Source organism: Marimonas arenosa, assembly GCF_030848945.1.
Classification (GTDB): Bacteria; Pseudomonadota; Alphaproteobacteria; order Rhodobacterales; family Rhodobacteraceae; genus Marimonas; species Marimonas arenosa.
The window spans coordinates 59,695-79,947 of the sequence record NZ_JANHAX010000007.1; the positions used below are offsets into that span (position 1 = coordinate 59,695).

Below are 20,253 nucleotides of genomic sequence, written 5' to 3' on the forward strand. Positions count from 1 at the left end.
GATCGCAGCCAGCGCGCCAGGAGGTTTGCCGCACGCTTGTTTTCTGGCGTCCCGGGACGTTAACCCGGCGGAACGATCCGGTCGGATGTGGTTTACCAGCAGCTGACCAACACCGTCATACCCTGGGCCTGGCGCTCAAGGTCCTCGGGCGCGATAAGGCCGGTGGGCTGGGCCCCGGTCGGAGCCACGCCGGCGTCTTCCAGCACGGCGCGCAAGGTCGTAGAGTCCATGGCGAAACTCACGTCCTCGGGCAACTGGCGGTTGCTGTCTCCCTGTGGCAGCAGCATCCCCATCACCGCGCCGCCATCGTCGAAGACCGGCCCGCCGGCATCGCCCGGCAAGGCGGCAAGTGCCAGCCGTTTAAGATCTTTTTCACCGCGCAGGCCTTTGATGTCGCTCAGCTTTCCGAAGGTCAGAGTCGGTGCCCCAAGAACGCCTTCATAGGAAAAGCCCGACACCGCCACCTCGGATTGCAGTCGCGGGTCGCCCTGGCGCAGAGCGGCGACCGAGGCCGGCGCCAGCGCCTCGACGCTGCGCAGCACGGCCACTCCGCGGGCACTGTCTACGTGCAAAAGTTCGGCCTCGTATTCGTCGTCGATTGTAATCTTGTCGCAGGCAGCAACCGCCTCGGCCGTTGTCACCACCGTGCCACGGGCATCGACGTAGAAACCTGAGCGCGACATTTTCGGGCGGCGGACTTCGAGACCTGACACGAGGTCGATATCCTGTTCCTCATCGGCCCCCTCCGCGGGGTCAAGAACACCATCGATGCGGTTGAAACTCTTTTGCATTTCGCCCAGCAACCGGGTCCGGCGCTCTTCGTCGCCAGCCGGCCATACCAGGGTGAAGCCCTTGATCTCGCCGCCGTCGAGACGCGCTTCTGTATGCGACACGAACTCGGCGTTCTGACCGACTAGGGTGAAACTGTTGTTCCGGCGCTCGCGCGGTCCGGTTTCGGGCACGATTTCAAGCGTCTGCATGATGTCGTAGAGGCCGTAGAGTGTGTTCTGATCGCCCGTCTGGCTGATCAGCAGCACCCGCGCCTGGGTGGAGCTGGTGGCGTCGAAATGGGCAAATGGCGGGCTGTATTTGCTGAACGACACCACGCCCAGCGGGATCTGCATTTCGATGCCCGCGGTGGTGTCGGTGACGGTCTGAAGATCGAGCCCGTCGAGCACGGCGTTGTATTGCTGGCGCAGCGCCGCGCGCTGGCGCGTGGTCAGAACGCCGGTGGCCTCGAAGCCGTTGTTTTCCTGCCATCCGGCCATCGATCCGCGCGTGCCGCGCCCGAAGGCGCCATCGATGGCGCCCTGGTAGTACCCGGCCCATTGCAGCATGATCTGCAGTTCCATCTTTTCGTCTCGGCTCAACCGGGCCTCGCTGGCGCGGGCTTCGCGCGGGGTTTCGTCCGCGGGCTCAACCTGTTGCGGCGGCTGGGGATTTTCCGCCTGCTGTTGAACCTGGGGCTGCCTGGGTTCACCGGCGTCTGGCAAGTTCAGAAGGTTGGCGCCGACCGGCCAGAACTGCTGCTGGAAAGCGTTGGAGTAGGCGATGAAACTGTCGCTAGGGATCTCGCGTTCTGAGCGATAGACGTCGAGCACCCGTTGCGCATCCTCGGCCGTGTAGGGGCCCAGCACAACGCTGTACCAGCCGCCGCCGAGGGAGAAGCCGTTCACGTCCGGCAGCCGCCCGGCATAGGCGCGCACCCGCTCCTGCGCAGTGTTGAGGCTCGGCAAAGCCTCGATCTGAACCCAGGCGACGTCCTGCTGCGCAACAACAGCTCGTAGATTGAAAAGAAGTGCTAGAATGACCGCGAAAAGAAGTCTCGTCATGATCCCCGTTATACCCTTACGTGTTCACGCTTATTGTTGAGTCTGTCGGGTCTTTTATCAAATTCGCAGGACCATGCACTCAAATTATGCGTGAGGCTGCAATTGACCCTGCCGCCCCCCCCCTTTAAGCAGGGCGCGATTTCGTCTCGGCCACGCGAAAAGGGCAGAATTCATGGCGTTCCAAGCCGACAAACCCCGCAGTTTTCAGGAGATCATCCTGCGGCTGCAGAGCTACTGGGCAAACCAGGGCTGCGCCATCATGCAACCCTATGACATGGAGGTCGGCGCCGGCACCTTCCACCCGGCGACGACATTGCGATCACTGGGCTCGCAGCCTTGGGCCGCGGCTTACGTGCAACCCTCGCGCCGGCCGACGGACGGGCGCTATGGCGAGAACCCCAACCGGCTGCAACACTATTACCAGTACCAGGTGCTGATCAAACCAAGCCCGCCCAACCTGCAGGAGCTGTACCTGGGCTCCCTCGAGGCCATCGGCATCGACATGGACACCCATGATATCCGTTTTGTCGAGGACGATTGGGAGAGCCCGACGCTGGGCGCCTGGGGCCTGGGCTGGGAGGTCTGGTGCGACGGGATGGAAGTGAGCCAATTCACCTATTTCCAGCAGGTCGGCGGGCATGATTGCAACCCGGTCTCGGGCGAGCTGACCTACGGGCTGGAACGTCTGGCGATGTTTGTGCTGGGCATTGACCACGTCATGGACATGCCGTTCAACGATCCCGAAGCGGCGATTGCGTTGAGCTATGGCGACGTGCACCGCCAGACCGAACAGGAATACTCGCGCTGGAACTTCGATGTGGCCAACACCGAGGTGCTCTTGAAGCAGTTCGAAGAGGCCGAGGCGGAGTGCCAGGCGATCCTGACGCAAGACGCGGTCGATCCGAAGACCGGCAAGCGCATCGTCATGGCGCATCCGGCGTACGACCAGTGCATTAAGGCCAGCCATATCTTCAACCTGCTTGACGCGAGGGGCGTGATTTCGGTCACCGAACGGCAGGCTTATATCGGCCGGGTGCGGGCGCTGGCCAAGCAATGCGCCGACGCCTTCGTCCAGACCGAGGCCGGGGGGTACAGCGCGGCATGAGCGGCAAGCTGGTCGGGAGTTTCATCGTGGCAACGGCTCTGATCTTTGGCGCGGTGGTCTATTATTTCCAGGTCTACGGCTATTACGAAGAGGTCGCTGTCCACGGTGCCGAGGACGTGATGCTGACCGCGCTGGTTTCCGGCCGGCCCGAGCCGATCCTCTACGGCGATTTCAAGGCGATTGACGGCTCCAGTTCTCCGATCCGCTATCGTGCCTGTTTCACGGTCCAGAACAGTATACCGATGCTGACCGAGACCTATGAAGCCTACGAGGCGGCCGAGCCGCGCAACGCGCCGGGCTGGTTCGATTGCTTCGACGCGCAGGAGATCGGCCATGCGTTGGAAAACGGCGAGGCGCTGGCCTTTCTGGGCACGCGCAATGTCGAATACGGTATCGACCGGGTGATCGCCGTCCTGCCCGACGGGCGCGGCTTCGCCTGGCACCAGATCAACCATTGCGGCGAGGTGGTGTTCGATGGCAAGCCAGTGCCCGAGGACTGCCCGCCCAAGCCGACCTCTGAAATGTCCGAAACCCCCGGACCGGAAAGCGACTGACATGCCCGATTTGCTGATCGAACTCTTCTCCGAGGAAATCCCGGCTCGCATGCAGGCGCGGGCGGCCGAAGACCTGAAGAAACGCATGACCGACGGCCTGGTCGAGGCCGGGCTCACCTATGGTGGGGCGCGGGCGTTCTCGACGCCGCGGCGGCTGGTGCTGGCGGTCGAGACTCTGCTGGCGGAGAGTCCGACCGTGCGCGAGGAACGCAAAGGCCCAAGGGTCGATGCGCCGGACAAGGCGATCGAGGGCTTTCTGCGCGGCGCAGGTGTGACCCGCGCGGATCTCGAGGAGCGCGAGACGCCGAAAGGCGCAGTGTTCTTTGCCACAATCGAGAAGCCGGGCCATCCCGCGGCCGAGATCGTAGCCGAGGTTCTTGAGACGACGATCCGCAATTTTCCCTGGCCGAAATCGATGCGTTGGGGCAGCGGATCCTTGCGCTGGGTGCGGCCGTTGCATTCGATTCTGTGCATTTTGTCGGATGAGAATGGCGCCGAGGTAGTGCCGCTGGAGATCGACGGTATCAAGGCAGGCAACACCGCCGAGGGGCACCGCTTCATGGACGGCGCCCCATTTGCCGTCACTGGGTTTGACGACTACGTCGCCAAGTTGAAACGCGATCACGTGGTTCTCGATGCCGAAGAGCGCGCCGATCATATCTGGCAGGACGCCACCAACATGGCCTTTGCCGCCGGTCTGGACGTTGTCGAGGACAAGGGCCTTCTGGCCGAGGTGGCCGGTCTGGTAGAATGGCCGGTGGTGCTGATGGGCGAGATCGGTGAAGAATTCCTTGGCCTTCCGCCCGAGGTGTTGAAGACCTCGATGAAGGAGCATCAGAAATTCTTTTCCGTGAAGAACCCCAAGACCGATCGGATCGAACGGTTCATCACGGTGGCCAATATCGAAACCCCGGACTATGGCGCGACGATTCTGGCGGGTAACCAGAAGGTGCTGTCGGCGCGGCTTTCGGACGCGAAATTCTTCTGGGAAAACGATCTGCGCGTCGCCAAGGCCGGCATGGACGAGTGGCTGGAAAAGCTGGAGAACGTGACCTTCGAACGTCAGCTTGGCACCCAGGCGGCGCGGATCGCCCGTATTGCCCGGCTGGCCCGCGCGCTGGCCCCGGTCACCGGGGCTGACCCGGACCTGGCGGAACAGGCTGCGAAGGTGGCCAAGGCAGATCTCAGTTCGGAAATGGTCTATGAATTCCCTGAGTTGCAGGGGCTGATGGGTCGGTACTACGCCGAGGCCGCGGGGCTTCCGGCCGAGGTGGCCAAGGCCTGCGAGGAGCACTATTCCCCGCTGGGCCCCTCGGACGACGTGCCGGACGGCGCGGTCAGCCGCGCCGTGGCTCTGGCCGACAAGCTTGACACGCTAACGGGTTTCTGGGTGATCGACGAGAAACCGACCGGCTCGAAAGACCCGTTCGCCCTGCGCCGCGCCGCGCTGGGGGTGATCCGTATCATCCTGGCGGGCGAGCTGCGCCTCAAGCTTGACACATATATCGATGCGCAACTGGTACTGCAGAAGATCGGGCTCAACCGGGTCAAAGCCACCAGCGGCGAGATTGACACGCTGGAAGAAGTGATCGACGAAATCTCCGACCACGGTGTCTTCGGCGCCGCGTTCCATGCGGTGCTGGAGCGGCTCACGGGCAGGGATGACGCCCCCGATGTTGGCGACGGCTCGTTGCTGCGCACGGTGGGCGACATGGTGCCCGACATTTCAACCGATTTGCTGGCGTTCTTCCACGACCGCTTGAAGGTGTACCTGCGCGAAGAAGGCCTGCGCCACGACGTGATCGACGCTTGTCTCGAACTCGATGGTGGCGACGATCTTTACATGCTGGTCAAACGGGCCGAGGCGCTGGGCGCTTTCCTGGAAACCGAGGACGGCGACAACTTGTTGCAGGGCTTCAAGCGCGCCAATAACATCCTGACACAGGCCGAGGAAAAGGACGGGGTGGAATACAGTTTCGGCGCCGACGTGAAATTCGCCGAGACCGACGAGGAACGGACACTGTTCGCCGCGCTCGATGCTGGCGAAGCTGAGATCGACGCGGCGCTGCAGGCCGAGGATTTTTCTGCCGCGATGGCCGGTATGGCCCGCCTGCGTGCCCCAATCGACGCGTTCTTCGAGGCAGTCCAGGTCAATACCGACAGCAAGCTGGTGCGGCGCAACCGGCTGAATCTGCTTTCTCGGATCCGCGGCACCTGTCTGCGGGTGGCAGACCTGACCAAGCTGGAAGGCTGAATCTACTCAGGCATCGCGAAGGATGTGGATGCGGCGCTCGGCCAACATGTCCTTGACCTTGTCGCCATAGGCCTTCATGTGCGGCGAAACCGCATGGGCATGCAAAGCTGCCATGGTTTCCCATTTCTCGACCACGGCAAAGCTGTCCGGGCCAAGCGCCGATTGGAACGGCCCGGCGTCGTCGGCATCGATCACGGCCTGGTATTCGACACACCCCTCTTCGGCCCGTACCGCCGGGACGTTTTCGTGGAAATGCGCCAGGACCGCCTCTCGCTTGCCCGGTTTCGCGGTGATGACTGCAAAGACGTGAACAACTGCCATTTTGCCTCCCTGTTGAACATGCTGCGACGCTTTAGCATTGGCCCGCCGCCCCGTCAGATCAAGCTTTTACTTGCCAGCAAGCGGCGTGAGCGTATTCTGCCGCCCAAGATGAAGGATGCCGCAGTGCAGCAAAACGACCCGGACATAACCCTGATCACGCCCTCGGCGCCGGTGGCGACCGCCACCCACGGTGGGCGGGCGAAATGCCTGCAGCGGCTGGTGCGGCTCGATCTGCCGGTGCCGGTCACCGTGGCGCTGTCGTTCAACGCGGTGCACCGGATCGCAGCGGGCGAGATGCCGGACACGCAGGCGCTGTTGGAGCCCTTCGGCGGTTCCCTGCTCTGCGTACGGCCCTCGTCGGAAGATCCGGATTGGGGCGGGCCGGGGGCAGTTCTGAACATCGGGATGAACGATGCCACCTATGTTGATCTGGCTGACCTGCTGGGACAGGAAGCGGCGGCGACGCTCTATCTGCGCTTCGTTCAGTCCTATGCGGTGCATGTGGCGCGGCTGGACCCGGACATGTTCGACGAGATCACCCTGACCGGGCAGGAGGGCCTCTCGGAGGCGCTGCGGCTCTACGAAGAGGAGGCCGAGGAAGCATTCCCTCAGGACCCGGGCGTTCAACTGGCGGCGGTACTACGGTCGATGGCGCGCGCCTGGGAAGGCACGACGGCGCGGCTATTGCGCCAGGCCAAGGGCGCCCCCGCCGATGCCGGGCTCGGTCTGGTGGTGCAGCGCATGGCGCTGGGCCTGGGCAAAGGCGAGGGCGAAAGCGGATCAGGCGTGATCCAGCTGGTCAGTTCGCAGACTGGACTGGAACAGATAACCGGCCGCTACCTGAGCCAGAGCCAGGGGCGCGACGCGCTGGAAGGTGAGGCGGCACTATTCCTGGAGCGCGACCCGCGCGGGCCGTCGCTGCAAGAGCTGGCGCCAGATGCCTTTGCCAATCTGATCGAGTATACTAAACTGATGCGCGTCCGCCTGCGGGCCGAAATGCAGGCCGAATTCACCATCGAAAACGGCAAGGTCTGGCTGCTGGACGGTGTGCGGGTACAGCGCTCGGCCCAGGCGGCGGTGCGGATCGCTGTGAGGTTGGCGGAAGACGGTATCATCCCGCGCGAAGAGGCGCTGATGCGGATCGACCCGCGGGCGCTTAACGAGTTACTGCACCGCCAGGTCGATCCGGATGCAAAACGCGACGTGCTTGCTCGTGGCATCGCCGCCAGCCCCGGCGCGGCCCATGGTGCGATCGTGTTCTCCTCGGCCGAGGCGCAAGCCTACGACGCCCGGGGCGAGGCCTGCATATTGGTGCGGCGTGAGACCAGCCCTGAGGATATCCGTGGCATGAACGCCGCCGCCGCGGTTCTGACTGAACGCGGCGGCATGACCAGCCACGCCGCAGTCATCGGACGCGGCCTGGGACTGCCTTGCGTGGTTGGCGCCTCTGAAATGCGCTTTCAGACGCGCAAGAAGACATTGACCGCCCCCGACGGGCGGGTGTTCCGCGAGGGCGAGGTGATCACCATCGACGGCACGAAGGGCGAAGTTCTGGCCGGCGAGCCAGCGCTGTTGGCGGCGACGCAGGACGACGCCTTCCAGACGCTGATGTCCTGGGCCGACGAGGTGCGCGACATCAAGGTGCGGGCCAATGCGGACACCCCCGCAGATGCCAAGACGGCGCGCAACTTCGCCGCCGAGGGGATCGGGCTCTGCCGCACAGAGCACATGTTCTTTGAAGCCGACCGCCTGACCGTTATGCGCGAGATGATCTTTGCCGATCGTCCAGAAGACCGCCGGGCCGCGCTTGACCAGTTGCTGCCGATGCAGCGCGCCGACTTTACCGAGTTGTTTCGCATCATGCAGGGCAAGCCGGTCTGTATCCGTCTGCTCGATCCGCCGCTGCACGAGTTCCTGCCGCATGACCGCGCCGGTCACCGCGAACTGGCCGAGGCTCTGGACCTGCCGCTCTCGGATGTGACCCGCCGGGTCGAGGCGCTCGGGGAATACAATCCCATGCTGGGGATGCGCGGGGTGCGGCTGGGCGTGACCGTGCCCGAGATCTACGACATGCAGGCCCGGGCGATTTTCGAGGCGACCATCGAAGCCAGCAAGGACGGCGATCCGGTGGTGCCCGAGATCATGATTCCGCTGGTTTCAGCCAAGCGCGAGGTGGAGATCGTCAAGACCCGGATCGATGCCGTGGCTGCTGCGGTGCATACCGAGACCGGGGTTGCGTTCAGCTTCCGGCTGGGGGTGATGGTGGAAACCCCGCGGGCGGCACTGCGTGCCGGCGAGATCGCGCCGCATTGCGCCTTCCTCAGCTTCGGTACCAACGACCTGACCCAGATGACCTATGGGCTTTCCCGCGACGATGCGGGACGGTTCATGTCAGCCTACGTCCAGCAGGGAGTTTATCCCGAGGATCCATTCCATACGCTTGACGCCGACGGGGTAGGCGAACTGCTGCAGATCGGGGCAACGCGGGGGCGGGCGGCGCAACCCGACCTTGTGCTGTCAATCTGCGGCGAACATGGCGGTAGCCCCGAATCAATCGCCTTCTGCCGGGCGGCGGGATTCGACTATGTGTCCTGCTCGCCCTTCCGGGTTCCGGTGGCGCGGCTTGCTGCGGCACAACTCGCCGCACGGGACAAAATCGGGTAGCGCCCCCGGCTGCCGTAAACAATATCCTGCGAGTCCCCATAGAGCCTGCACGTCGTGCCTTTGGGCCGGGAATCGGCATATCTGGACGAAAGCTATTATTTTGTATAAAAACTCGCGGGTTAACTGCTGCTGTTCACTTTTTGCGTGAAGCTTGGGGGCTTTGATATGCGAATTTTTCTGGCATTCGTGCTGGGGTTTGGGCTGGCCATTCCGGCCGGAGCCGACACCTCGGTCAAACAACTCGTGTCGAAAGAAAAGCGGGCGCTGGGCTCGATCCCGGCAGAGCAACTCGATGCGCTGATGCAGCGTCCGACCAGTGCCGGGCCGATTAGCTACAGCCGCAACTGGATCGCGGCGCAACCCAAGGCGACGGGTGGCGCGCAATGGGCCTGTCTGACCGAAGCGCTTTATTTCGAGGCGCGCGGCGAAAGCGTCAAGGGCCAGTTCGCCGTGGCCGAGGTGATTCTCAATCGGGTCGACAGCCAGCTTTTTCCGAATTCGGTTTGTAGCGTGATCAAGCAGGGGACGGGCCGAAAATACGCGTGCCAGTTCACCTATACCTGCGATGGGCACAAGGAAGTGATCCGGGAAAAGGCGGCCTATGAGCGTGTGTCCAAGGTGGCTCGGCTGATGCTCGACGGGGCGCCGCGGGCGCTGACCAAGGGTGCCACCTATTACCACACCAAGGCGGTGCGCCCGAGCTGGTCGCGCAAGTTCTATCGCACGGCGACGATCGGGGTGCATCATTTCTATCGCCGCCACACGCGGTTGTCGCAGAACTGAGGTCAGCGACGGCGAGACTGCCGTCGTCAGCGTATTTGTAAAACCGGAGCCGCCCCGAGCGGAAACGGTCCGAGTGACATGGTGCCGTTCTTGAAATCGAGCGGCAGGTCGAGTGTCTGGCTGTTGCCCGAAAGCTGGGCGGTCAGGGTCAGCGCCTCTTCGATCGGGTCGAGCCAGCTTGCCGGCAGCCACCGACCGGCGCGCGCGAGCGCGATGATGTCGCGCCAGTTCCGGGCTTTGACCGTGAGCCGACCATTGGGCCGCCCGGCGGCGTCCACCGCCAACTGTCCGGCGAGGGCCAGTTCGAGTTCGCCCCATTTCGCCTCGGCCAGCTTCAGGCGGATCGTCCGTGGCTGCGGCCGACGCTCCTCGAGCGCGGTGAGATCCCAGGGCTTGTCGAACGCCACGCTCAGGTCGGCGCGCAGCGCGTCAAAGCGGTGCGGCAACCTGCCGCCGGTGCGCAAGGTCAGCCCGGTGGGTGCCGGTGGAGCGAACCCGTCGGAATTGATGGCGATGCGGTAGTCCTGCACCGCCCCGTCGCTCAAACCCACGGCGGCCTGCAGACCCTCGAGCGTGGTGGTGCCGTCCGGGCCTTCGATGGCGATGGCCCCGGCCACGAGATTTGACCGCTGCAGAGCAAGCGTGGGATCGGGTGCCATCACCAGGCTCGCGCGCATGTCGGCGCTCGAGATCATGTATTTCGCCCGCGGCGTCGAAAACCGCTGGATATCGGGCCAGACGGCGATGATATGGTTCGGCTTGTAGCTGAGCGCGAAGATCTGGAAGAACGGCGCCTCCCAGGCCAATCCTGTCTCGGGATCGGCAAGGGCCGGGCGGTCGAAGGTGGTATCGATACGGTTGGGATAGCCGCGGACGGTCAGCGCGGCATAGTCCGCCTGCCAGCCTTCGGCGCGACGGGCCGCGAACCAGGCTTCGAACCCGGCCATGGCACCGCGCATGGCGACCACCCAATAGCCAGACCAGAGCGCCCCCGCGACGACGATCACCACGAGCAGACGTTTCACCTTCGGCACCCCTTTCCAGTTGTCGCGCATTGGTGTTTACAGGGCGGATGACGGAAGGGCCAGCGGCATGACGATGTGGGTGTTCGGATACGGATCACTGATCTGGAAGCCCGGGTTCGATGTGGCCGAGCAGCGGTTGGCGCGGCTTGCGGGGTTTGCCCGCTCGTTCTGCATGCGATCGATCCATCACCGCGGCTCCGAGGAGGCGCCGGGCCTGGTCCTGGCGCTCGACGCGGCGCGTGATCATGTCTGCGACGGGGTCGGGTTGCGGGTGCCAGAAGGTCGCGAAGCCGAGGTTCTGGCTTACCTGCGCGAACGCGAGCTGGTGTCGTCGGCCTATGTTGAGGAAACCCATGTGATATTGCTCGACGACGGGCGGTTCGTCGATGCGGTGGTCTATGTCGTCGACCGTCACCACGCACAATATTGCGGCGGGATGGATTTCGAAAGTCAGGCGCAGATCATTGCGTGGGCCACCGGCGGGATGGGACCGAACCACGAGTATCTCAGCAACACCGCCGCACATCTGGCCGAGCTCGGTATTCGCGATGACGAGCTCGGTTGGCTGGATCGCCGGGTGGCTGCGATCCGGGGCGTTGGCTGAGACTCGAGGGGGACCTTACGAGAGGCGGCGAATGGCCCCGGCCGGGCGTTATATCCTTGGCTTCATTCGAATGTCCCCCTATCATCCTGCGACACAAGAAACATCGTGCCGGGAGCCCGTGCCGTGATGGACAAGCCCGACCGCGAGGCCGAGCCGCAATTTTCCCACCCCGTCCGACAGATCGTCATGATGCTGATCGTTCTGGGGTTGTCGGCCGTGGGCATCTTTTTCGCCTTGCCGCGGGTCCTGCCGGTCTTCCTGGCTAACCCATATCTCAACGGCTTCATCGGTTTCGTTTTCGTGATCGGCCTTCTGGCCTGTTTCTGGCAGGTCTTTCAGTTGATCCGTTCGGTCAACTGGATCGAATCCTTCGTCGGCCAACATGACGAAGGGGCCCGTGCGCCGCAGCTTCTAGCGCCGCTGGCGACCCTGTTGCGCGGGCGCGGGGCGATGATGCAGATCTCGTCCGGCTCGGCGCGGTCGATCCTCGACTCGGTCGCCATGCGCATCGACGAAGAGCGTGAGATCACCCGCTACATCACCAACTTCCTGATCTTCCTCGGCCTTCTTGGCACGTTTTACGGGTTGGCCACGACCGTACCGGCGGTGGTGGACACCATCCGCAGCCTGGCGCCGGAAGAGGGTGAAGGCGGGGTTGAGGTGTTCAACCGGTTGATGACCGGTCTGGAGGCGCAACTCGGCGGCATGGGCGTGGCTTTCGCCAGCTCGCTTCTGGGCTTGTCGGGGTCGCTGATCGTGGGGTTGCTGGAATTGCTTGTGGGCCATGGCCAGAACCGGTTCTACCGCGAGTTGGAAGAGTGGCTGAGCTCGATCACACGGCTGGGCTTCACCTCGGGCGAAGGCGAGGTGGGCAGTGAACAGGCGATGATCGTCGGTGTGGTCGACAGCATGGCCGAGCAGATGGAGGATCTTCACCAGCTGTTCACCCGCTCCGACATGAGCCGGGCGATGGTTGACGAGAAGCTCGGCAAGCTGGCCGACGCGATCGAACGGATGACCTATCGGATGAGCGACCAGAACCCTGTCAACACTGCGCTGATGCGGGTGGCCGAAGGGCAGGACGCGATTTTGCAGGAATTGCGCCGCCGGGACGGCGGTGAGGGTGGGGGGATCGATGCGGAAAGCCGGATGCGGCTCAGATCGATCGACGTGCAGATGTTGCGAATCCTCGAGGAGATCAGCGCCGGGCGGCAGGAGACAATGGCCGAGTTGCGTACGGACATCAACGCGCTGGTCCGGGTGCTGAGCGAACAAACGACGCCGCGCGCGCTGAAATTGCAGCCAACGCAGAAGGCCGAGGACGGGGAGGGCTGACCGATGTCGCTTTCTCGCCGCACCGGCCAGCGGTTCCAATCGTCGATCTGGCCAGGCTTCGTGGACGCGATGACCGGGCTGTTGCTGGTGCTGATGTTCGTTCTGACCATCTTCATGGTGGTGCAGTTCGTGCTGCGCGAAACCATCTCCGGTCAGGAAAGCGAACTCGACGAGTTGTCATCCGAGATTGCCCGGCTGGCGCAGGCGCTGGGGTTGGAACAGCGCCGCTCGTCTGATCTGCAGACCCGCGTGGGCGAATTGACCACAACGATCGAGACAGCGCGTGATGAAGCCGACCGTCAGGCGGCGATGATCGCCTCGCTGACCGCCGAGCGCGACGCGCAGGCCGGCCGGATTGCCAGTTTCGAGGACCAGGTAGCGGGGCTGCTGGCGGCTCAAAATCGGGACCGGGCCACGATCACCGGGCTCGAGGACCGGCAGACAGAGCTTTTGAGTCAGCAGGAAGCGCTGAACATGGCGTTGGCGCAGGCCCGCGAGGAGATCGATGCCGGAGCCGAAGCGGCTCGGCTGGCCGCGGCCAAGCGCGAGGCACTGGAAGCGTTGGTGGCTTCGCTGGAGACTGAGAAGACCGGGCTGGAAGACAAGCTGAGCGAAGAAGAGGCCGGGCGGCTGGCCGAAGCCGCGGCGGCCGAGGCGCTGCGCGAGAAGTTGAAAGATGCCGATGCCGAGCTCACCGCGATGACGCTGGCACTCGAGGAGCAACGTCGCAGGGCGGAGGAGACACTGACACTGCTGGCCGCGGCGGAAACGGCCGGTGAGGACTTGGAACTGCGGCTGGCGGCGGCGCTGCTTGCCGGGGAAGAGGCTCAGACCGGCGGTGACGCGGCGCGCGAGAAGGCGGCGACGCTCGAGGCGCGGCTGGCGACGCTGGAAGCGGCGCTCGATGACACCAAGGCGCAGGCGGCGGGGCTGGAAAGCCAATTGGCGGCGCAGAAGGAGACCTGGGAGGAACGCCTGGCGGCGGCCGAGGCGGCCCTCTCCAAGGCGCGGGCCGAGGTCGATGCCAAATCAGGCGAGGCTGCGTCGCTGGCGGCCCAGTTGGCCACGCTCGAGGCGGCGCTGGCCGAGAACCGCAGCCAGGCCGAGGGCCTGCTGACCCGGCTCGAAGCCGAAACAGCGGGGCTGGAAGCGCGGCTGGCGGCAGCGGAGGCGGCGCTGGCCACAGCCCATGACGAGGCCGCGGCGGAGCGGAAAAGTTTCGAGGACCGGCTGGCAGCGGCACAAGCGGCGCTGGCTGAGGCGCGCGAGCAGACCGAAGGTTTGACCGCCAGCCGGGCGAGCCTGGAGCAGCGGCTGGCCAAGGCCGAAGCGGCCCTGGCCGAGGCGCAGCGGGAAGCCGCGGCTGCTGAGCAGACAAGCGCGGCAGCGCGCGACGACTTGCAGGCGCGACTTGCCAAGGCGCTGCAACAGGTCGAGGCGGCGCAGGCCGAGGGCGTGGACCGCGATGCGTTGCGCGACCAGTTGCGCAAGGCGCTGGCGGCGAAGCTGGCCGCCGAACAGGCGACCGAGCAGGTGATGACCGAGTCCGAGACCCGCGCGGCCCTGCTTGCTGCGGCGCGCGACGAACTGGCGCAACAGGCCGAGATATCGACTGAAGCCCAAAAGCAGCAGGCGCTGCTCAATCAGCAGGTGGCGGCGCTCAGGTCGCAGCTCGGGTCGCTGCAAGCCTTGCTCGACGATTACAAGGACCGTGACGCCGCGGCGCAGGTGCAGCTGCAGACCCTGGGGTCCGACCTCAATGCAGCGCTGGCCCGCGCCGCCCAGGAAGAACGCAAGCGGCGCCAGCTGGAAGAGGCCGAGGCCCGGCGGCTGGCCGAGGAAAAGGCGCGGCTCGAGGCCGAAAAGAAGGACCTGGAAAAATACCGCTCGGAATTTTTCGGGCGGCTGCGCGACGTGTTGGGCGGGCGCGAAGGCGTGCGGGTGGTCGGCGACCGGTTCGTGTTCTCGTCGGAAGTGCTGTTCGCGTCGGGCGAGGCGGCCCTGTCGGAGGCAGGGAAGGCGCAGATCGCCCGGGTGGCGGCGCTGCTGCAGGAGGTTGCCAGCGACATTCCCGAAAGCATCGACTGGGTGATCCAGGTCGACGGCCATACCGACAACGTGCCGCTGCTGGGTCAGGCCGAGTTTGCCGACAACTGGGAACTGAGCCAGGCCCGGGCGTTGTCGGTGGTGCGTTACATGATCGAGGATTTGGGCGTGCCGCCCGACCGTCTGTCGGCAAACGGTTTCGGCGAATTCCAGCCCGTGGCCGCAGGTGACAGCCCCGAGGCCCGGGCCCAGAACCGCCGCATTGAACTCAAGTTGACCGAACGCTGAAGGAAGGTCCGACGTGCCTGCGCTGAAACCCACCGGATTCTACGCCGAAATCACCTGGATCGGGCGTGTGGCCGACCGGGACGCCGGGCTGCAATCCGAGCCGTTGCGAGAAGCGGTACTCGATTGGGGCGGGATTGTCGGCGAGGCGCATGGCGGGGTCACCCGGCCGGCCTGCAGCCGCGTCAGCGCCCAGCACCCGCGCGGCACCGAGATCCGCAATACCGGGCAGCTTTCGATCGTCAGTGCCGAAGACCTGGCCGCCATCGCCGACGATTGCGGGCTCGAAGCGATCGACCCGGCCTGGCTTGGAGCCTCTCTGGTCGTGCGGGGGATCGGTGATTTCAGTCTTGTGCCGCCCGGATCGCAGCTGCAGGGGCCGGACGGGGCGTCGCTCGTTGTAGATATGGAAAACCGTCCCTGCATTTATCCGGGTCAGGTGATCGAAGCCGCTCGACCGGGGCATGGCAAGGCATTCAAACGCGCCGCCGATGGCCGCCGCGGAGTGACCGCCTGGGTCGAACGGCCGGGGCGGATGGCGCTTGGTAACACCCTGCGCCTGCATGTGCCGGACCAACCGGCCTGGACCCATCTCGGGGTCGCGCGAGGGGCTTGAGCGGCGCCGGTCGGAAAGACCAGTTCGAAACCATGCTGCGTCATCCCGCCGCAAGCGGGGTCGAAAATGTCGGATTCGCAACGCACTTCCCGCCGACAGAGGCGTAAGAGCGGAGGCAGAGGTCGATGACCCGGCTGCGAGGAGAAGGTTGCCCGCCATGAGCTACAAGTCCGATATCGAGATTGCCCGCGAAGCCAAGAAACGTCCAATCCAGGAGATCGGCGCCAAGCTCGGCATGGATGCCGACCACCTGCTGCCCTATGGCCATGACAAGGCCAAGATCAGCCAGGATTTCATCGACGGCGTCCAGGGCAAGAAGAACGGCAAGCTGATCCTGGTCACGGCCATCAACCCCACGCCGGCGGGCGAAGGCAAGACGACCACGACGGTGGGCCTGGGCGACGGGCTCAACCGGATCGGAAAACGGGCGGCGATCTGCATTCGCGAAGCGTCACTAGGCCCGTGCTTCGGCATGAAAGGTGGCGCGGCGGGGGGTGGCTATGCCCAAGTGGTGCCTATGGAAGAGATGAACCTGCACTTCACCGGCGATTTCCACGCCATCACTGCGGCGCACAACCTGTTGTCGGCAATGATCGACAACCACATCTACTGGGGCAACGAGCTGGAAATCGACGAGCGCCGGATCGTCTGGCGCCGGGTGATGGACATGAACGACCGCGCCCTGCGCGACATGGTGGTGGGGCTGGGCGGTGTGCCCAACGGTTTTGCCCGCCAGACCGGGTTCGACATCACGGTGGCCAGCGAGGTGATGGCGATCCTGTGTCTGGCACGCAACCTTGACGACCTGAAAAAACGGCTGGGCGATATCATCGTGGCCTACACCCGTGACCGCCAGCCGATCTATGCTCGCGACATCGGCGCCGACGGGGCGATGACGGTGCTGTTGAAAGATGCGATGCAGCCCAACCTGGTGCAGACGCTGGAAAACAACCCTGCCTTCGTGCACGGCGGTCCGTTTGCCAACATTGCGCATGGCTGCAACTCGGTCATCGCCACCACGACGGCGCTGAAACTGGCCGATTACGTGGTGACCGAGGCCGGGTTCGGCGCCGATCTCGGGGCCGAGAAATTCATGAACATCAAATGTCGCAAGGCCGGGATCGCGCCGGACGTGGTGGTGTTGGTCGCCACGGTGCGGGCGATGAAGATGAACGGTGGCGTCTCGAAGGCCGATCTCGACCAGGAAAATGTCGCCGCCGTGGCCGAGGGCTGCCCCAACCTGGGTCGCCACATTTCCAACCTCAAGGCTTTCGGCGTGCCGGTCGTGGTGGCGATCAACCATTTCGTCACCGACACCGATGCCGAAATCCAGGCGATCCGGGATGCCGCACGGGCCGAGGGCGCCGAGGCGATCCTGTGTAAGCACTGGGCCGAAGGCAGCGCCGGCACGATCGAGCTGGCCACCCGCGTGGCGCAGCTGGCCGACGCCGGGGCGGCACAGTTTGCGCCGCTCTATCGCGATGACATGGGGCTGTTCGAGAAGATCCGGACCATCGCCACGCGGATCTATCGCGCCGATGATGTGCTGGCGGACAAGAAGATCCGCGACCAGTTGCGACAGTGGGAAGATGCGGGCTATGGCCACCTGCCGATCTGCATGGCCAAAACGCAGTATTCCTTTTCGACCGATCCCAATCTGCGCGGCGCGCCGACCGGGCATTCGGTGCCGATCCGGGAGGTGCGGCTGAGCGCAGGGGCCGGTTTTGTCGTGGTGATCTGCGGCGAGATCATGACCATGCCTGGTCTGCCGCGCAAACCCGCGGCGCTGGAGATTGGGCTGAACGAGGCGGGCGACGTCGAAGGCCTGTTCTGACCGGAGCGGCGGGCGGCGCTGTTTGCCCGGTCCGGGCAAAGGCGCCCCGCCCGCCGTCCCAAGGGACGTGACGGGAGAAGGGGGCGTTCATGGACGACAGTGACCGGGTTTTGTTTCATGTCGATGATCCGTCGGGCGGAATCGCCCGCAAACTGGCCGAGGGGCTGACCACGACGATCTTCCCCGGCGAGCACGCGATGATCTCGGTTGTACGGATCGCGCCGGGTGCCGAGGGCCAGCGCCACAGCCATCCCGAGGAGCAGTGGGGGCTGTTGCTGCAAGGCTCGGCCACACGCTATCAGGGCGACCACAGCTTCGAGCTTTGTCCCGGCAACATCTGGCGCACCCCGCCTGGTGTCGAACACACGATCAAGGCCGGCCCGGATGGGGCCGTGGTGATTGATGTTTTCGCGCCGATCCGCGAAGCCTATCTCAAACCCGGCGAGGGATTCGGCGAAAGCTGACGCCCCGACCGCCGCCCGCGAAACAGAAAGGACAGGACGATGCCCGCAGAGATCATCGACGGCAAGGCCTTTGCGGCCGACCTGCGTGGAAAGGTAGCCGGCCACGTCGCCCGGCTGAAGGCCGATCACGGGATCACACCGGGGCTCGCGGTGGTGCTGGTGGGCGAGGATCCGGCCAGCCAGGTCTATGTCCGAAACAAGGGCAGGCAAACCGTCGAGGCCGGGATGGCAAGTTTCGAGCACAAACTGCCGGCCGATGTGCCGGCCGATGAGCTTTATGCGCTGATCGAAAGACTGAACGCCGACCCGAAGGTGCATGGCATCCTGTGCCAGTTCCCGGTGCCGGATCACCTGTCGGAAAGTGAGATCGTCGCACGGATCGACCCGGCCAAGGACGTCGACGGGCTGCATATCCTCAATATCGGACGCCTGGCCAGCGGGCAGGATGCGATGGCGCCCTGCACGCCGCTGGGCTGCCTGATGCTGTTGCGTGACCATCTGGGCCCCCTGAGCGGGATGAACGCGGTGGTGATCGGGCGCTCCAACCTCGTCGGCAAACCGATGGCGCAACTTTTGCTGGGCGACAGCTGCACCGTGACCATCGCCCATTCTCGCACCCGCGACATCGAAGAGGTGGTGCGTCGGGCCGATATCGTGGTGGCCGCGGTCGGGCGGCCCGAAATGGTCACCGGCGACTGGATCAAGCCCGGTGCGACGGTGATCGACGTGGGCATCAACCGCATCGACGCGCCCGAGCGCGGGGCGGGCAAAACCCGTCTGGTGGGCGATTGCCAGTTCGAAAGCTGTGCGCAGGTGGCGGGGGCGATCACGCCGGTGCCGGGCGGCGTCGGGCCGATGACCATCGCCTGCCTTCTGGCCAATACGGTGACGGCCTGCTGCCGCGCGCACGGACTGCTGGAACCCGAGGGGATTACGGCTTAGGACGCCGCAACCCGCGCCGCATAATGACGCTAAATGGCGTCGGTGCGTCTTGCAACAATGGACGGCACTGCGCTACATGGGTGTTGGTCACCAAAATCGCGTGGGTGCGCTTTGCCAAATCGACCCAGGACAGGCCCGTCAGACACCGCCGGGGGGATCAACCTCTCGCTGGCGGGACAGGTGTGGCTTGTGTCAACGCTTTGCGCCGCGGTTCTCGGCCCGTTCGGAACCTATACCCAATTCGATTTCCCGACCCGGTTGTTCTATTGGGGGATCATCATCGCGGTGACCCTTGCACTGGGTGGAACGCTGCGCCTGATCGTGTTCAAAAAGTTCGCGGACTGGCCCGTCTTGCGGCGCGAAATGATCGCGGTTGCCATCATGGCGCCGGTGCTGTCGGCCGTGATCTGGCGGCTTTCGCCGGTCTTGCTCGGCACCGGACATGCAGCGGCGGTGCAACCTTATGAGTTGGGCGCCTATGTCTTTCTGATCGCGGTTTTCGGCATCGGAGTGAAGTACCTGTGGTTTGACTCCGGGGTCGGCAGCGGTGAGGCCGATGCCGATGATGGAGAAACGCTGCCGCGCCTGCTGCAACGTCTGCCGGAAGAATTCGGTGGAGAAATCTACCGCCTGACCGGGCGCGATCACCTCGTCGAGGTGGTCACGTCGGAAGGTTCAACCAACATCCGCATGCGGTTTTCGGATGCGATCGCCGAAATGGAACCGATTCAGGGGTATTGTGCGCATCGTTCGCACTGGGTGACGCAAGCCGCGATTACGGGTATCGACCGCGAGCCCGGCAAGATCTTTCTGCGGCTGGTCAATGGCGACCGCGTACCGGTCAGCCGGAAATACCGGCCCGAACTGGAAAAGGCCGGGCTCCTTTAAAGTGGCGTGGCCTCCCGCTGTCGCTGGTTCAGCGCGGCATTGGAATCGGTGCCGGGAACGGGCCGGTCAAGACCGCCAGCGCCTCGTCACGCATCAGATCGGTCAGCACCACATCATGGCAGCGCAAACCGCCGGTATACGTGCCGAAGGCGGGCAAAATCACGCGGTCCCCGTCGATCAGGAAACAGGGGCGGGTGATCGTTCTTCCCTTGGCCGTGAGGCTGGCTTTGGGGTGGTAATGCCCTGATATCTCACCCGATTGTGCAGGCTGGGCGATGTGACGGAAGACCAGCGGGTGCATGGGCAACTCGTTGAGATGGGTGCCGCCCAGATCAACCGGTCCGGGGTCGTGATTGCCTTCGATCCAGACCCAGCGGCGCCCGGCCTGAAGCCGTGAAATCCACAGCCTGTCGCGGTCGGGCAGGGCGTCGGCCGCCGCGGCATCGTCGAAACTGTCGCCAAGGCAGACCACGATCTCCGGAGTAGTTGCCGCCAGTTCGGCGTCGAGCCGCGATAGCGTGTCCTGGGTCTCGTAGGGCGGCAGGGCAGTGCCGCCGCGCCGGGCCATGCGTTCAGACTTGCCGAGATGGAGGTCGGAGACGCAGAGAAGCCGGCGTGCGGGCCAGTAAAGAGCCCCCGATCCGCGGACCTGCAAATCAGCGCCGGCCAGGGTGAAATCGTAACCGTTCATGCATTGTTCT

Annotated in this window: 17 protein-coding genes; 13 read left to right on the forward strand and 4 right to left on the reverse strand. The window is 64.6% G+C overall.

Going from position 1 to position 20,253, the window contains the following annotated elements; genetic code table 11:
• Positions 1-92 precede the first annotated feature (92 nt).
• Entirely contained in the window at positions 93-1,832 is a 1,740-nt protein-coding gene (locus tag NO357_RS18970; RefSeq protein ID WP_306737318.1) for a trypsin-like peptidase domain-containing protein, read from the reverse strand.
• Between the two features lie 172 nt (positions 1,833-2,004).
• On the opposite strand from NO357_RS18970, the gene NO357_RS18975 reads away from it, so the two are divergent.
• Genes NO357_RS18975 through glyS form a run of 3 tightly spaced genes read left to right on the forward strand, consistent with a single transcriptional unit; the run spans position 2,005 to position 5,745 of the window.
• Positions 2,005-2,937 (forward strand): glycine--tRNA ligase subunit alpha, encoded by a 933-nt coding sequence (locus NO357_RS18975; protein ID WP_306737319.1) that lies wholly within the window; start codon positions 2,005-2,007, stop codon positions 2,935-2,937.
• Positions 2,934-3,491 carry a DUF6446 family protein gene (locus NO357_RS18980; protein ID WP_306737320.1) on the forward strand — a complete coding sequence of 186 codons (558 nt, stop codon included), beginning with the start codon at positions 2,934-2,936 and terminating at the stop codon, positions 3,489-3,491. Before NO357_RS18975 ends, NO357_RS18980 begins: the two co-directional genes overlap by 4 nt.
• 1 nt (position 3,492) lies before the next feature.
• The gene (glyS, locus tag NO357_RS18985) at positions 3,493-5,745 is read left to right on the forward strand and encodes a glycine--tRNA ligase subunit beta (protein WP_306737321.1); all 2,253 of its coding nucleotides are present in this window, start codon (positions 3,493-3,495) and stop codon (positions 5,743-5,745) included.
• 6 nt (positions 5,746-5,751) lie between these two features.
• On the opposite strand, the gene NO357_RS18990 is transcribed toward glyS, so the two are convergent.
• Positions 5,752-6,066: a putative quinol monooxygenase gene (locus NO357_RS18990; protein WP_306737322.1), complete on the reverse strand. Its 315-nt coding sequence runs from the start codon at positions 6,064-6,066 to the stop codon at positions 5,752-5,754.
• A 108-nt stretch (positions 6,067-6,174) separates the two neighbouring features.
• Between NO357_RS18990 and ppdK the strand changes: the two genes are divergently transcribed.
• Together ppdK and NO357_RS19000 are read left to right on the forward strand one after the other, a co-directional pair.
• A complete protein-coding gene (gene ppdK / locus NO357_RS18995) occupies positions 6,175-8,730 on the forward strand; it encodes a pyruvate, phosphate dikinase (protein WP_306737323.1) in 2,556 nt (851 codons plus the stop codon).
• A 165-nt stretch (positions 8,731-8,895) separates the two neighbouring features.
• Positions 8,896-9,513: a cell wall hydrolase gene (locus NO357_RS19000; RefSeq protein WP_306737324.1), complete on the forward strand. Its 618-nt coding sequence runs from the start codon at positions 8,896-8,898 to the stop codon at positions 9,511-9,513.
• Positions 9,514-9,539: 26 nt separating this feature from the next.
• Here NO357_RS19000 and NO357_RS19005 read toward each other — a convergent pair whose 3' ends face one another.
• Positions 9,540-10,538, reverse strand: a complete 999-nt coding sequence (locus NO357_RS19005; protein WP_306737325.1) for a DUF2125 domain-containing protein — start codon at positions 10,536-10,538, stop codon at positions 9,540-9,542.
• Between the two features lie 67 nt (positions 10,539-10,605).
• Between NO357_RS19005 and NO357_RS19010 the strand changes: the two genes are divergently transcribed.
• The 8 genes from NO357_RS19010 to NO357_RS19045 all read left to right on the forward strand — a co-directional run bounded on the left by NO357_RS19010 (position 10,606) and on the right by NO357_RS19045 (position 19,552).
• On the forward strand, positions 10,606-11,142 hold the full coding sequence (locus NO357_RS19010; protein ID WP_306737326.1) for a gamma-glutamylcyclotransferase: 537 nt from the start codon (positions 10,606-10,608) through the stop codon (positions 11,140-11,142).
• A gap of 126 nt (positions 11,143-11,268) precedes the next feature.
• Entirely contained in the window at positions 11,269-12,477 is a 1,209-nt protein-coding gene (locus NO357_RS19015) for a biopolymer transporter ExbB (protein WP_306737327.1), read from the forward strand.
• Between the two features lie 3 nt (positions 12,478-12,480).
• Complete coding sequence (locus NO357_RS19020) at positions 12,481-14,811, forward strand: peptidoglycan -binding protein (RefSeq protein ID WP_306737328.1); 2,331 nt, start codon at positions 12,481-12,483, stop codon at positions 14,809-14,811.
• Positions 14,812-14,824: 13 nt separating this feature from the next.
• Positions 14,825-15,424: an MOSC domain-containing protein gene (locus tag NO357_RS19025; protein WP_306737329.1), complete on the forward strand. Its 600-nt coding sequence runs from the start codon at positions 14,825-14,827 to the stop codon at positions 15,422-15,424.
• 157 nt (positions 15,425-15,581) lie between these two features.
• Entirely contained in the window at positions 15,582-17,258 is a 1,677-nt protein-coding gene (locus NO357_RS19030) for a formate--tetrahydrofolate ligase (protein WP_306737330.1), read from the forward strand.
• Between the two features lie 89 nt (positions 17,259-17,347).
• Complete coding sequence (locus tag NO357_RS19035; RefSeq protein WP_306737331.1) at positions 17,348-17,722, forward strand: cupin domain-containing protein; 375 nt, start codon at positions 17,348-17,350, stop codon at positions 17,720-17,722.
• Positions 17,723-17,761: 39 nt separating this feature from the next.
• Positions 17,762-18,664: a bifunctional methylenetetrahydrofolate dehydrogenase/methenyltetrahydrofolate cyclohydrolase FolD gene (gene folD, locus NO357_RS19040; protein ID WP_306737332.1), complete on the forward strand. Its 903-nt coding sequence runs from the start codon at positions 17,762-17,764 to the stop codon at positions 18,662-18,664.
• A gap of 189 nt (positions 18,665-18,853) precedes the next feature.
• Positions 18,854-19,552, forward strand: a complete 699-nt coding sequence (locus tag NO357_RS19045; RefSeq protein ID WP_306737333.1) for a LytTR family DNA-binding domain-containing protein — start codon at positions 18,854-18,856, stop codon at positions 19,550-19,552.
• Between the two features lie 28 nt (positions 19,553-19,580).
• Here the strand turns inward: NO357_RS19045 and pdeM are convergent, their stop codons facing one another.
• Positions 19,581-20,243 carry a ligase-associated DNA damage response endonuclease PdeM gene (gene pdeM / locus NO357_RS19050; protein WP_306737334.1) on the reverse strand — a complete coding sequence of 221 codons (663 nt, stop codon included), beginning with the start codon at positions 20,241-20,243 and terminating at the stop codon, positions 19,581-19,583.
• Positions 20,244-20,253: the final 10 nt, after the last annotated feature.